Source organism: Enterovirga sp. (assembly GCF_035325185.1).
In the GTDB taxonomy this organism is placed as follows: Bacteria; Pseudomonadota; Alphaproteobacteria; order Rhizobiales; family Beijerinckiaceae; genus Enterovirga.
On sequence record NZ_DAOLAJ010000022.1, the window covers coordinates 1 to 12,509 of the forward strand.

Below are 12,509 nucleotides of genomic sequence, written 5' to 3' on the forward strand. Positions count from 1 at the left end.
GCCTCCATCGACAAGCTCATCCCCCAGATCGCATAAGGGACTGCGGCGGGGCTTTCCCCGCCGCAGGACGCTCTGGTCGTTCACCCAGTTTGCTGGTGCGGGCTTTGAGTTGGTCCTGGGAGACGGTTGCAGCCCTCTCAGGCGACACGAATCAAGACATCGCCCGCCCCGTCCGGGGCGGGCGATGTCTTGTCGGCGAATAGGACCGGGCTGCTCAGTACAGCAGCAGCATGATCAGCAGCAGGACGAGGATGGCGGCCGGCGCGCGCCAGGAGATCGCCGCCGAGACGAGGCCGATGGCGGCCGCCACATGGGCCAGGATGACCATGAAGGCCGCGGTGGGCCAGGCGTGGCGCACGCCGCCGACGGCGAGGGCGACCACGATGCAGGCGACGAAGACCGTGCCGACGACGGCGAAATGCAGGAACCCGCCATAGGTCCGCTCATGCGCCTTGCCGTCCATTTCCGGCCGATAGGCCGCGGCCGGATCCATGCTCGTCTGCGCCATCAGGCGTCCCCCGACTACCCCGTTGCTTCGCTGTTACCGCAAGGAAACGCCGCTCGCAATCGCGCGCGGCGCATTCAGGGGGCGGAAGCCGGCAGGCCGGCCTCCGCCAGGGCGGCGGACTGGCGCGCGGCGAGCGCATCGCGGTCGAAATGCTCGATCTCGGCCCGGAACATGCGGTGGAAGTTCAACTCCGCGTCCAGGTGCAGGAACACGGCGCCGAGCCCGATCGCGGCGCGGTCCATGAAGACGAATTCCCGCGGCACCGTGACCGGGCCTTTCTCGCGCAGCGCCTGATGGACGCGGAACGCCTCGCGGCGGCCGTATTCGCCGGGCTTCACGCCGTCGGCGATGGTGCGCACCCGATCCTCCAGAAGCGGCCCGTAAATGAAGCGCGCCCAGATGTTGAGGATGTCGATCAGCTCCGCATCGAGGCGCTTGAAGCCCCAGGTCTCGTAGGCATGCACGATCCGGTCGCGCTCGCCATGCAGGAGGCCGAGATAGAGATCGACCACCCCGGCCAGGAATCTCGGCGGAAAGATGCGGATGCAGCCGTAATCGAGCAGGTTGATCCCGGCCGCCTCGCCGCCCTCGGAGAAGACGGTGTAGTTGCCGAGGTGCGGATCGCCGTGGATCACGCCGATCTGCGCCACCGGATGCCACCATGCCTTGAACATCGCGACGGCGAGGCGGTTGCGGATCTCGACCGGCGCGGTCTTGAAGCCGAGGATCTTCGTGCCTTCGAGCCAGTCGAGCGTGAGCAGGCGCTTCGTCGAGAGATCGCCATGGACGCCCGGCACCCGCACCTCGGGCGTCTTGCCGAGCACCCCGGCATAGAGGCGGGCATGCTTGGCCTCGCGTTCGTAATCGAGTTCCTCGCGCACCCGCGCGCCGATCTCCTTGGCGATCTCGCGGGTGTCGATCACGCTCGTCAGGCGGCGATGTACAGCGAAGACGAGGTCGAGCTGGCGCAGATCCGCCTCCACGGCCGATTGCATGTCCGGGTATTGGAGCTTGCAGGCGAGCGGGGCGCCGTCCGGCGCGCTCGCGCGATGCACCTGGCCGAGCGAGGCCGCGGCGGCGGGCTTGAGATCGAAGGAGCCGAAGCGGGCGCGCCAGTCCGGGCCCAATTCGCTCCTCATGCGGCGCGTGACGAAGGCCGCGCCCATGGGGGGCGCCTCGCTCTGGAGCTTCTGCAATTCGGAGGCATATTCGGGCGGCACGAGGTCGGGCACGGTCGCGAGAAGCTGCGCGACCTTCATGATCGGGCCTTTCAGCCCGCCGAGCGCCGCGGCGAGGGCGGCTGCGTCGGATGAGCCGGTTCCCTCGCGCCCGAGGAGGCGCTGGGTCGCCAGCCGCGCCGCGACGCCGCCGACGCCCGCACCCACCTTGGCGTAGCGCGCGGCGCGGGCGGAGAAACGATTGGCTTCGCGGTCGGGGGGCATGGTCGTCCTGTCCTGCGCCGGGCGGCCGGAAATGAGTCAGAGATGGGACCGGATGGGCGCCCCGTCCACCCCGGCTCCCCCGGAAAGGCCGTGCGACAGGTGCCTGAGCGCTCCCCGTCCCGCCGCGGCTCCCGTCGCGAAACAGGCCTGGAGCAGATAGCCGCCGGTCGGGGCATCCCAGTCGATCATCTCGCCGGCGAGGAAGGTGCCGGGGCGCTTGCGCAGCATGAAATCCGCGTCCAGCTCGCAGAAGCGCACGCCTCCGGCGGTCGAGATGGCCCGCTCGATCCAGGCGGTTCCTTCCGCCCGGAGCGGCAGCGCCTTGATCCGCCGCGCCAAAACCGGCGCCTCGGCCGGCAGCGGCTCCGTTCCCTCGCGCAGGAGGCCGATGGCGACGGGCGCGAGGCCCGCCGTCTTTCGCAGCCACGTGGAGAGGGATTGCCGGGCCCGGGGGCGCGACAGGGCGGCGGCGAGGGCCGCCTCGGAGAGGTCGGGCCGCAGGTCGAGATGGAGGATCGCCTCGCCCGCCCGGTCGAGCTGGGCGCGGACCGCCGCCGACAGGGCGTAGACGGTGCCACCCTCCATCCCGGTTTCGGTGATCATGGCCTCGCCCCGCCGCGTCTCTCCGCCGCAGGAGATCGCGATGCGCTTCAGCGGCCGGCCAGCAAAGCGGCGCGCGAAAATCTCCGACCAGGAGATCCGCAACCCGGCATTGGAGGGACGAATCGGCGCGACCTCGATCCCGGCCGAGGCGAGGACCGGAACCCATGAGCCGTCCGCGCCGAGCCGGGGCCAGCTCGCCCCGCCGAGGGCGAGCACCGTCGCCGCCGGGGCGCGAACGGCCACCCTTCCCTCAGGGGTCTCGAAGAGGAGGTCGCCCGTCGCGCTCCAGCCCGTCCAGCGATGGCGGAGCGCAAGGCGGATGCCGAGCCCGCCGAGGCGGCGCAGCCAGGCCCGCAGCAGGGGAGACGCCTTCCAGCTCCGTGGAAAGACGCGTCCGCTCGATCCGACGAGGGTTTCCTCCCCAAGCCCCTCGGCCCAGCCGCGCAGGGACTGGGCCGGAAATGCCTCGATCGCCGGCCGCAGCCGCCCCGACGCCTCCCGGTAGCGCCCGAGGAACGCCTCGATCTCTTCCGAATGGGTCAGGTTCAGGCCGCCCCGCCCGGCCATCAGGAACTTGCGGCCCAGCGAGGGCATCGCGTCGTAGAGGGTGACCGCGGCGCCGCCCGAGGCCGCGACCTCGGCCGCCATCAGGCCGGCCGGCCCCCCGCCGATGACGGCGATCCCTGTCTTCGTCGCTGCCATCGTCTCTTGCTGGCCGTGGGGCCGGAGGGGCTGCCTCCCGTTTCGCATCCAGGCTATGGGCTCGCGGTCGCGCCCACAAGCGGGACGGACGGTGGCCCCCGCGCTCCCGCGGGGGCCGATGGCGGCCGAGGGTCGCCCGGCCGCCTTTCGGATCACGACGCTTGCAGGAGGTCCTCGCCGGCGGATTGGCGGGCATAGGCCCTCTCGGCCATCTCCTCGTCGAACTCCCCGCAGATCTTCGCGGTGACGACGGTCGCGATCGAGTTGCCGATGACGTTGGTGGTGGCGATGGCGATCGACATGAAGCGATAGACGCCGAAGAGCACCGCGAGTCCTTCGAGAGGCAGGACCCCGGTCGCGGTGACCGTCGCGGCGAAGACCACGAAGCTGCCGCCCGACACCGTCGCCGCTCCCTTCGAGGTCAGCAGCATGATGGCGAGGATGCCGACCTGCTGGCCGAAATCGAGCGGCACGTTGTAGGCATGCGCCAGGAACAGGACGCCCATCGACATGTAGATCGAGGTGCCGTCGAGGTTGAACGCATAGCCGGTCGGCAGGACGAGGCCGACGCTCTGCTTGGAGCAGCCGAATTTCGGCAGCTTCTCGAGGAGGCGCGGCAGCACGCTTTCGGACGAGGCCGTGCCGAGGACGATGAAGATCTCGTCCTTGATGAAGGCCAGGAACTTGAAGATGTTGATCTTGAAGAGCGCGCAGATCGAGCCGAGCACCACCACGACGAACAGGGCGACCACCGCATAGAAGCTGAGCACGAGATAGATCAGCGACAGGAGGACCGCGCTTCCGCTGGAGCCGACCGCATAGGCGACGGCGCCGAAGGTGCCGATCGGGGCCACCCACATGATCAGGTGGATGAACTCGAAGAACACGTCCGAGATGCGGTTGAGGGCGTTCTCGATCGGCAGGCGCTTGTCTTCCTTCAGGTTCAGCAGGGCCGCGCCGAAGATGAGCGCGATCACGAGCACCTGGAGCAATTCGCCCTTGGCGAAGGCGCCGACGAAATTGTCGGGGAAGACGTTGAGGATGAATTCCAGCGTCGAATGCGGGGCGCCGGCCGCGGAGGGCGGCTTGACGGTCGTGGCGGCGGTCGTCTCCGCCATCCCCTTGCCGAGGCCGAGCAGGTTCCCGGCGAGGAGGCCGAAGGCGAGCGCGATCGAGGAGACGATCTCGAAATAGAGCATCGCCACGAGGCCGACCTTGCCGATCCGCTTGAAGTCGCCGGCCGAGACGACGCCCACCACGACGCAGAGGAAGACGAGCGGCGCGACGGCGGTCTTGATGAGGCGCAGGAAGATGTCGCCGAGCACCTTGAGCTGGGTCGCCAAGGACGGGAACAGGAAGCCGACGAGGGCGCCCAGGATCATGGCGACGACGACCTGGAAGCCGAGATTCTTCCAGAGCGCCTTCTTCCGGGCGGGGGGCGGGGTTGGAGCGACGATATCGATGGCAGTCATGTGTTCCTCCCTGAGGAATTCGGGCATGCCTGTCCCGTCCCGGGTTCGGGCCCAGGCTGCGGCATGCGGATGCGGTGGGAGAGCGGGCGGAGCGGAGCCGCCCGCAGGGGGCGTCAGCCCTTGCGGGGCGCGGCGTTCAGGACGCGGTCGACCATCTGCGGCGCGAGGCCGAGATAGTTGCGGGGCGAAGTGAGCCGGTCGATCGTCGCCCGGTCGATCCGGCCGGAAACCTCGGGATCGGCTGCGAGCGCCTCGGCCAGCGTGCCGCCCTTCGTGTTCACGACCCGGCAGGCGTCGTAGACGACGTCATGAGCCTCCTGGCGCCCGATCTGCGGGGCGAGCCCCATCATCACCGCCTCGGCCACGATGAGGCCGCGGCTGATGTCGAGGTTCCTCGCCATCTGGGCCTCGTCGACGATCAGTCCGCCGAGGGCGAACTTGGCCTGGTTGAGGGCGCCGGCCGTGAGCACGAAGCTCTCCGGGATCGCCATCCATTCGGCGTGCCAGGGGCCGGTCGCGCGCTCGAAATCCTGGATCATGGCGTCGAGCATGAGGCCGGCATGCTGGCGCACGCCCTTGGAGGCGGCGAGCATCAGCTCGGAGGAGATCGGGTTGCGCTTCTGCGGCATGGTCGAGGAGGCGCCCCGGCCCTTGACGAAAGGCTCGTAGACCTCCGCGAACTCGGTCGAGGCCATGATCATGACGTCGAGCGCGATCTTGCCGAGCGAGCCGGTGACGAGGCCGAAGAAGTTCACCACCTCGGCGAGGCCGTCGCGGGCGACGTGCCAGGTCGAGACCGGAACGCCGAGGCCCAGCTCCTCGCAGAGCGCTGCCTGCACCTCGAGCCCCTTCTCGGCGAGCGAGGCGAGGGTGCCCGCGGCGCCGGCGAATTCCCCGACCAGGACGCGCGGCTTGAGCTGCTCCAGCCGCTCGGCATGCCGGTCGAACATGGCGAGCCAGATCGCCGTCTTGTAGCCGAAGGTGACGGGGAGCGCCTGCTGGAGATGGGTGCGGCCCGCCATCGGCGTGTCGCGGTACTTGCGCGAGAGATCGGCCAGGATGGCGCGCAGCCCGGCAATGTCCTCCTCGATGATCTTCAGCCCGTCGCGGACCTGGAGGATGACGGCCGTGTCCATGATGTCCTGGGTCGTCGCGCCCCAATGGACGTAGCGGCCGGCCTCGCCGCATTGCTTCACCATCTGGTGGACGAGCGGCAGGATCGGATAGCCGACGATGTCGGTCTCCTGCCGCAGGAGGTCGAAATCGAGCTTCGAGACATCCGTCAGGCGCGCGATCTCCTCGGCCGCCTCCTGCGGGATCACCCCGCAGCGCGCCTCGGCCTTGGCGAGGGCGATCTCGACCTCGGCATAGCGCGAGATCAGCGCGTAGTCGGAGAACACCTCGCGCATGCGCGGCGTGCCGAAGGCGTCGCGGAACAGGATGGAATCGAGAACGGTCGTGGCTGTGGGGATCGCAGGTCCTGGCATCGCGTTTCCTCTCATGAGCCGGATTATGTCCGGACATGATTGTGATAAGTTATGTCCGGACATAAAGTCAAGCGGGCAATTGCATTCGCGGCGCGTTTTGGTGATGGGAAGCCATGACCGATCCGCTCTATGCCCAGCTCGCCCGCGACCTGACCGAGGGAATCGCGAGCGGGCGCTTTCCCGTCGGCTCCGTGCTGCCGACGGAATTCGAGCTGTGCGACCTCTACGGCGCGAGCCGCCACACGGTGCGCGCCGCGATCAGGGAGCTTCAGGAGCTGGGGCTGGTCTCGCGCCGCAAGAAGCTGGGCACGCGGGTCGAGGCCGCGACCCCGCACGCGGCCGGCTACCGGCCCTCGCTGGCCACCGTCGAGGACCTGGTCCAGTTCGGGGAGACGCATCGGCGGTCGGTGCAGGACATCGCCGAGGTCGTCGCCGACCGCGCGCTCGCCAAGGTGCTGGGCTGCGCGGTGGGGCGGCGCTGGCTGCGCATCTCGAGCCTGCGCCTGAACGGGGGGGAGGATTCCGCGCCGGTCGGCTGGACGGACGTCTATCTCGACGCGGCCTATGCGGAGCTGGGAGAGGTGATCCGCGAGGCGCCCGACACGCTGATCAGCACGCTGATCGAGACCCGCTACGGCCGCCGCATCGCGGAGATCCGCCAGGAGATCGAGGCCGTGATCGTACCCGGCGAACTGACCGGACGGCTCGGGGTGGCGAAGGGATCGCCTGGCCTGCGGATCGTCCGCCACTATCTCGACGGCGCCGGGTTCTGCTTCGAGGTGTCGGTCAGCATCCATCCGGCCGACCGCTTCACGATCTCCATGCGCCTTCGGCGCGAGCGGGAGTAAGCCGGCTCGCCGTCACGCCCTATCCTTTAGTTTGAGCATGATCCTTTTCGAAAACGGCGTGCTCCGGATTAGAATGCGCGGAGCGGAACGAGGGAGGAGCAGCCGTGAGCGTGACCGCCGGTCGTCCGGCCGACGCCGACGATACTTTTCCGAAGCTCCTTGCCCGCAACGCCAGGGTCAGGCCGGATCGGCCCGCCTTCCGGCACAAGGATTTCGGCATCTGGCAATCCTGGAGCTGGAAGGAGGTGCACGAGATCGTGCGCGCCTATGCGGCGGGCCTCGCGGGGCTCGGGGTCGGGGAGGGCTCGAAGATCGCGATCGTCGGCCAGAACCGTCCGCGCCTCTACTGGACCATCGCCGCCGCGCAATGGCTGCGCGCCATCCCGATCCCGGTCTATGCCGACAGCGTCGCCGACGAAATGGCCTACGTCCTCGACCATGCCGAGGTGACGCACGCGGTGGCGCAGGACCAGGAGCAGGTCGACAAGCTCCTCTCGGTCCAGGACCAGGTGCCGAGGCTGACGACGATCCTCTACGATGAGGAGAGGGGCCTTCGCGCCTACGACCACACCCATCTCGCCTCGATCGACAGCGTCGTTGCCGCGGGCCGGGAGAGCCTCGCGAAGGATCCGGGCGCCGGGGCCCGGCTCGACGCGCTGCGCGACGCCGGCCGGGGCGGAGATCTCTCCATCATCCTCTACACCTCCGGCACGACCGGGCGGCCGAAAGGCGTGATGCTGACCTATGACAATGTCATCCGCGCGGGCGAGATCGGCTCGTCCTTCGACCACCTGTCCGAGACGGACGAGATCATCGCCTATCTGCCGATCGCCTGGGTCGGCGACCACATCTTCTCCTATGCGCAGGCGATCATCGTCGGGCTCTGCGTGAACTGCCCTGAGGGCCCCGACACCGTCGCGGCGGACCGGCGCGAGATCGGCACCACCTACGCCTTCGCCCCGCCGCGCATCTTCGAGGGCATGCTGACCATGACCATGGTGCGCATGGAGGACGCCTCGGCGCCCAAGCGGCGCATGTTCAAGTATTTCCTGAAACATGCCGACAAGGTCGGCGAGCGCATCCTCAACGGCGAGAGCGTCGGGCTCGTGGACCGGCTGCTCTATGGGCTCGGCGATTTTCTCGTCTACGGCCCTTTGCGCAACCAGTACGGCCTCTCGCGCGTGAAGGTCGGCTATACGGCCGGCGAGGCGATCGGGCCGGAGATCTTCCGCTTCTACCGCGCCATCGGCGTCAACCTGAAGCAGCTCTACGGGCAGACGGAGGCGGCGGTCTACGTCACCATGCAGCCGGACGGCGAGATCCGCGCCGACACGGTCGGCCGTCCCGCTCCCGAGGTCGAGATCCGCATCGACGAGAGCGGCGAGGTCCTCTACCGCTCGCCGGGCGTCTTCGTCGGCTACTACAAGGACGAGGCCAAGACCGCCGAGACCAAGACGCCGGACGGCTATGTCCGCTCGGGCGATGCCGGCTTCTTCGATCCCGAGGGCCATCTCAAGATCATCGACCGGGCGAAGGATGTGGGCAAGATGAAGGACGGCTCGCTCTTCCCGCCGAAATACGTCGAGAACAAGCTGAAATTCTATCCGAACATCAAGGAGGCGGTGGCCTTCGGCGACCATCGCGACATGGTCACGGCCTTCGTCAATATCGATCTCGTGGCGGTGGGCTCCTGGGCCGAGCGCAACAACGTGACCTATGCCTCCTACCAGGAGCTGGCCGCCCATCCGCGCGTCTATGCGATGGTGGCCGAGCACGTGGACGAGGTGAACAGGTCGCTCGCCGCCGAGCCCCGCATGGGCGGCGCCCAGATCGCGCGCTTCCTGATCCTGCACAAGGAGCTGGATGCCGATGACGGCGAGCTGACCCGCACCCAGAAGGTCCGCCGCGGCTTCATCGCCGAGCGCTACGCGCCGCTGATCGCGGCGCTCTATGACGGCTCGAAGACGGCCGATATCCGCACCGAGGTCACCTTCGAGGACGGCCGCAAGGGCGTCATCGCCGCGACGCTGACGATCCAGGACATGCAGAGGCATCCGGTCACCGCGCCGGCCGAGCTTGCGAAGGCGGCGTGACGCCGGGCTCTCCCCTCCCCGCCACTTCGTGGGGGGAGGGGAGGCGTCAGCCCACCCTCTCCAGGATCAGCGTCGCCAAGGGGGGAAGCGTCAGGGTAAGGCAGAAGGGGCGGCCGTGGCTTTCCTCGCCGGCCGCATGGCGGCCGCCGCCATTGCCCAGGTTCGAGCCGCCATAGGCGGCCCCGTCCGTATTGACGATCTCGCGGTAATAGCCCGGCAGGGGCACGCCGATGCGATAGCTCTCGCGGGGGGTCGGCGTGAAGTTCGACACTGCGACGACGATCCGTTCCTTGTCGCGCCCGCGCCGGAGCCAAGCGAGCAGGGAATTTCCGGCATCGCCCGGGACGAGCCACTCGAAGCCTTCCGCCTCGGTATCGCGCTCGTACAGGGCCGGGAGCGTGCGGAAGGCCCGGTTCAGGTCGCGGACCAGAACCTGGACGCCGCGATGGAAGTTGTCCTCCAGGAGATGCCAGTCGAGTCCGGCATCGTGGTTCCACTCGCGCTCCTGGCCGAATTCCCCGCCCATGAAGAGCAGCTTCTTTCCCGGATGCCCCCACATGAAGCCGAAATAGGCGCGCAGATTGGCGAATTTCTGCCAGCGGTCGCCCGGCATCCGGCCGAGCAGCGAGCCCTTTCCGTGCACGACCTCGTCATGCGACAGCGGCAGGACGAAATGTTCCGAGAAGGCGTAGCCGAGGCCGAAGGTCAGGTCGCGGTGGTGATGGCGCCGTTGCGCCGGCTCCTGCGACATGAAGCGGAGCGTGTCGTGCATCCAGCCCATGTTCCACTTGAAGTCGAAGCCGAGCCCGCCTGCCGCGATCGGGTGCGAGACGCCGGGCCATGAAGTCGATTCCTCGGCCACCGTCATGACCCCCGGCGCGGCCGCATGGACGGCCTCGTTCATGTGGCGCAGGAGGTCGATCGCCGCGAGGTTCTCGTGGCCGCCGAACCTGTTCGGGACCCATTCGCCGGGCCGGCGCGAATAGTCGAGATAGAGCATGGAGGCGACCGCATCCACGCGCAGCCCGTCGAGATGGTAGCGCTCGAGCCAGAAGCGGGCATTGGCGAGAAGGAAGGCCGCGACCTCCTCCCGTCCGTAATTATAGATGCAGGTGCCCCAATCGGGGTGGAAGCCCTGGCGCGGATCGGCATGCTCGTAGAGATGCGTCCCGTCGAAGCGGGCGAGGCCGTGCGGATCGCTCGGGAAATGGCCCGGCACCCAGTCGAGCAGGAGGCCGAGTCCGGCCTCGTGCGCCGCCTCGACGAAATGGATGAAATCCTCTGGCGGGCCGAAGCGGCTCGTCGGCGCGAAGAGCGAGACGGGCTGGTAGCCCCAGGAGCCGTCGAAGGGGAACTCGGTGACCGGCAGAAGCTCGATATGGCTGAAGCCGAGATCCTTCGCATAGGGAATCAGCCGCGCGGCCAGCTCCCGGTAGGTGAGATAGCGTCCGCCCGCGCCGCGGGCCCAGGAGCCGAGATGGCATTCGTAGATGCTGACCGGCTCCCGGACCGGATCGCCCCGCGCGCGCGCCGCCATCCAGGCCCCGTCCCGCCACGCATGAGGAGCGGCTACATGGACGCGCGAGGCAGTCGCGGGCGGGTGCTGCGCCGCGAAGGCCAGGGGATCGGCCTTCGCATGAAGCCTCCCGTCCGCCCCGAGCAACTCGTATTTGTAGGGCTCGCCGCCGGCGAGGCCGGGGATGAACAGCTCCCAGACGCCGGCCTCGTGCCGCAGCCGCATGGGATGGCGGCGGCTGTCCCAGCCGTTGAAATCGCCGATGACGCTGGCCCGGCGCGCATGGGGCGCCCAGACGGCGAAATGGATGCCCGCCACGCCGCCGGCCTCGGCTGCCTGCGCGCCGAGGAGGCGCCGGGGCGCGTCGGAGCCCGCCTCGCGAATGCGCGCCATCTCCTCGAAGCCGGGGATCGGGCCGAAGCTGTAGGGATCGCGCGTTTCCTGCCTGACAAGGCCCGGCCAGTCGATCGCGAGGCGGTAGCTGGGTCGGCGCGGGGATTCGAGGCGGGCGACGAAGAAGCCCGCCGGATCGAGCCGCCGGGCCGGGACCGGCTCCCCGCCTTCGTCGGGCAGCACGGCGACGCGCAGGGCGCCCGGAAGGAGGACACGGATCTCCCACGTGCCCGGCGCGGTCTCGTGGGGCCCGAGAACCGCGAAGGGATCGCCGTGCCGCGCGCCGAGAAGCGCCGCGACGGCCTCGGGGCCCGCCGTCATGCAGGCGGCCCCTGGTCGAGAAGGGTGAGGACGCCCCGGATCGGCATCTCGATCCAGTCGGGGCGGTTCCCGGCCTCGTAATTGACCTCGTAGAGCGCCTTCGAGAGCAGGTGCAGCCGCAGCAGCCTGCGGCGCGTTTCGTCGTCCTCGACCCAGACGGGGCTGCCCTCGGTCGCTTCCTCGTAGGCGGCGAGGAACTCGGCCTCGATCAGGCGCAGCCAGCCGCTCGCCAGCGCCCCCACCCGTTCGCCCGCCTCGGGCAGCCGGGCGGCGACATCGCGCGCGGCGGTGTCTGCGGCGTAGACGAAGGAGCGCAGCATGCCGGCAATGTCCCGCAGCGGCGTGTATTTGGCCCGGCGCTCGGCCGAGGTGCGGGCCGGCTCGCCCTCGAAATCGACGATCATCACGTCGTCCTCGGCGATGAGGATCTGGCCGAGATGGAGGTCGCCGTGGATGCGCGTCTTGACGGCGCCCTTCGGCTCGATGGCGAGGGATTCGAGCCGGGCAAGGCATTCCTCGCGCCGGGACAGGAGCAGGGCGGCGGCCGGCACCTCGCGGGCGAAGCGGGGCAGGGTGGCGAAGGCCCGCTCGGCTTGTGCCTTCGCATCGGCGATCACGGCCTCGATATCGGCCCCGGTCAGGGGTTCCGCCGCGAAGGCCGCATCCTGCGTCGGGGTCGCGAGGGCGACATGCATCTCGCCCGTGCGCCGGCCCATCACCGCCGCATAGCGCAGATAGGGGGCCGTCGCCTCCACCAGCGCCTCCTCGTCGGGCGGCGCGAAGGCGAGCATGTCGAGTTCCCGCGAGAGCGTCTCCAGCGTCAGCCGCCAGGCGTCGCCCTGGTTGGGCACGAAGCTCTGGAGCAGCGCCAGCGCCACGATCGTTCCGTCGGGGGCGTGGTATTCGATCGTCCCGAGGGTCGCGGGGGCATTGCGGAAGCCGGCCACCTCCGTCAGGAAGCGCCCGACCTCGATCTCGGGATGGGGCCCCGAGCGCAGGCGCCGGTAGAATTTCAGCACCATCTCCTCGCCGATCCGCACCGAGGTATTCGAATGCTCGGCCGCGATCCGCTGGATGGAGGCGGGATCGATGGCGGTGTCCGCCTTGAAGTCGGACGGGGTGCG

General features: G+C 69.1%; 9 protein-coding genes. 2 read left to right on the forward strand and 7 right to left on the reverse strand.

Annotated elements, in window-relative coordinates; all coding sequences use genetic code 11:
• Positions 1-214: 214 nt before the first annotated feature.
• The 5 genes from PKD06_RS06560 to PKD06_RS06580 all read right to left on the reverse strand — a co-directional run bounded on the left by PKD06_RS06560 (position 215) and on the right by PKD06_RS06580 (position 6,214).
• Complete coding sequence (locus PKD06_RS06560) at positions 215-508, reverse strand: aa3-type cytochrome c oxidase subunit IV (RefSeq protein ID WP_324378800.1); 294 nt, start codon at positions 506-508, stop codon at positions 215-217.
• Between the two features lie 74 nt (positions 509-582).
• Entirely contained in the window at positions 583-1,950 is a 1,368-nt protein-coding gene (locus PKD06_RS06565) for an AarF/UbiB family protein (RefSeq protein ID WP_324378803.1), read from the reverse strand.
• Between the two features lie 36 nt (positions 1,951-1,986).
• Positions 1,987-3,255, reverse strand: coding sequence for a TIGR03862 family flavoprotein (locus PKD06_RS06570; RefSeq protein ID WP_324378805.1), 1,269 nt, complete (start codon positions 3,253-3,255; stop codon positions 1,987-1,989).
• A gap of 152 nt (positions 3,256-3,407) precedes the next feature.
• A complete protein-coding gene (locus PKD06_RS06575) occupies positions 3,408-4,727 on the reverse strand; it encodes a cation:dicarboxylase symporter family transporter (protein WP_324378807.1) in 1,320 nt (439 codons plus the stop codon).
• 113 nt (positions 4,728-4,840) lie between these two features.
• The gene (locus tag PKD06_RS06580; RefSeq protein ID WP_324378809.1) at positions 4,841-6,214 is read right to left on the reverse strand and encodes an adenylosuccinate lyase family protein; all 1,374 of its coding nucleotides are present in this window, start codon (positions 6,212-6,214) and stop codon (positions 4,841-4,843) included.
• 113 nt (positions 6,215-6,327) lie between these two features.
• Here PKD06_RS06580 and PKD06_RS06585 point away from each other — a divergent pair, with 113 nt between their 5' ends.
• Both PKD06_RS06585 and PKD06_RS06590 read left to right on the forward strand, forming a co-directional pair.
• Complete coding sequence (locus PKD06_RS06585; RefSeq protein WP_324378811.1) at positions 6,328-7,062, forward strand: GntR family transcriptional regulator; 735 nt, start codon at positions 6,328-6,330, stop codon at positions 7,060-7,062.
• Between the two features lie 104 nt (positions 7,063-7,166).
• Positions 7,167-9,155 (forward strand): AMP-binding protein, encoded by a 1,989-nt coding sequence (locus PKD06_RS06590; protein ID WP_324378814.1) that lies wholly within the window; start codon positions 7,167-7,169, stop codon positions 9,153-9,155.
• A 46-nt stretch (positions 9,156-9,201) separates the two neighbouring features.
• Here the strand turns inward: PKD06_RS06590 and glgB are convergent, their stop codons facing one another.
• Positions 9,202-11,385, reverse strand: coding sequence for a 1,4-alpha-glucan branching protein GlgB (glgB, locus tag PKD06_RS06595; protein ID WP_324378816.1), 2,184 nt, complete (start codon positions 11,383-11,385; stop codon positions 9,202-9,204).
• On the reverse strand, positions 11,382-12,509 hold a 1,128-nt coding region (locus PKD06_RS06600), incomplete at its 5' end, for a putative maltokinase (RefSeq protein WP_324378818.1). The genes glgB and PKD06_RS06600, both read right to left, overlap by 4 nt.

What these genes read in the sequence shown, in the direction of transcription:
- PKD06_RS06560 (WP_324378800.1), bottom strand. Translation starts at nt 508, where the DNA reads ATGGCGCAGACGAGCATGGATCCGGCCGCGGCCTATCGGCCGGAAATG.
- PKD06_RS06565 (WP_324378803.1), bottom strand. Translation starts at nt 1,950, where the DNA reads ATGCCCCCCGACCGCGAAGCCAATCGTTTCTCCGCCCGCGCCGCGCGC.
- PKD06_RS06570 (WP_324378805.1), bottom strand. Translation starts at nt 3,255, where the DNA reads ATGGCAGCGACGAAGACAGGGATCGCCGTCATCGGCGGGGGGCCGGCC.
- PKD06_RS06575 (WP_324378807.1), bottom strand. Translation starts at nt 4,727, where the DNA reads ATGACTGCCATCGATATCGTCGCTCCAACCCCGCCCCCCGCCCGGAAG.
- PKD06_RS06580 (WP_324378809.1), bottom strand. Translation starts at nt 6,214, where the DNA reads ATGCCAGGACCTGCGATCCCCACAGCCACGACCGTTCTCGATTCCATC.
- PKD06_RS06585 (WP_324378811.1), top strand. Translation starts at nt 6,328, where the DNA reads ATGACCGATCCGCTCTATGCCCAGCTCGCCCGCGACCTGACCGAGGGA.
- glgB (WP_324378816.1), bottom strand. Translation starts at nt 11,385, where the DNA reads ATGACGGCGGGCCCCGAGGCCGTCGCGGCGCTTCTCGGCGCGCGGCAC.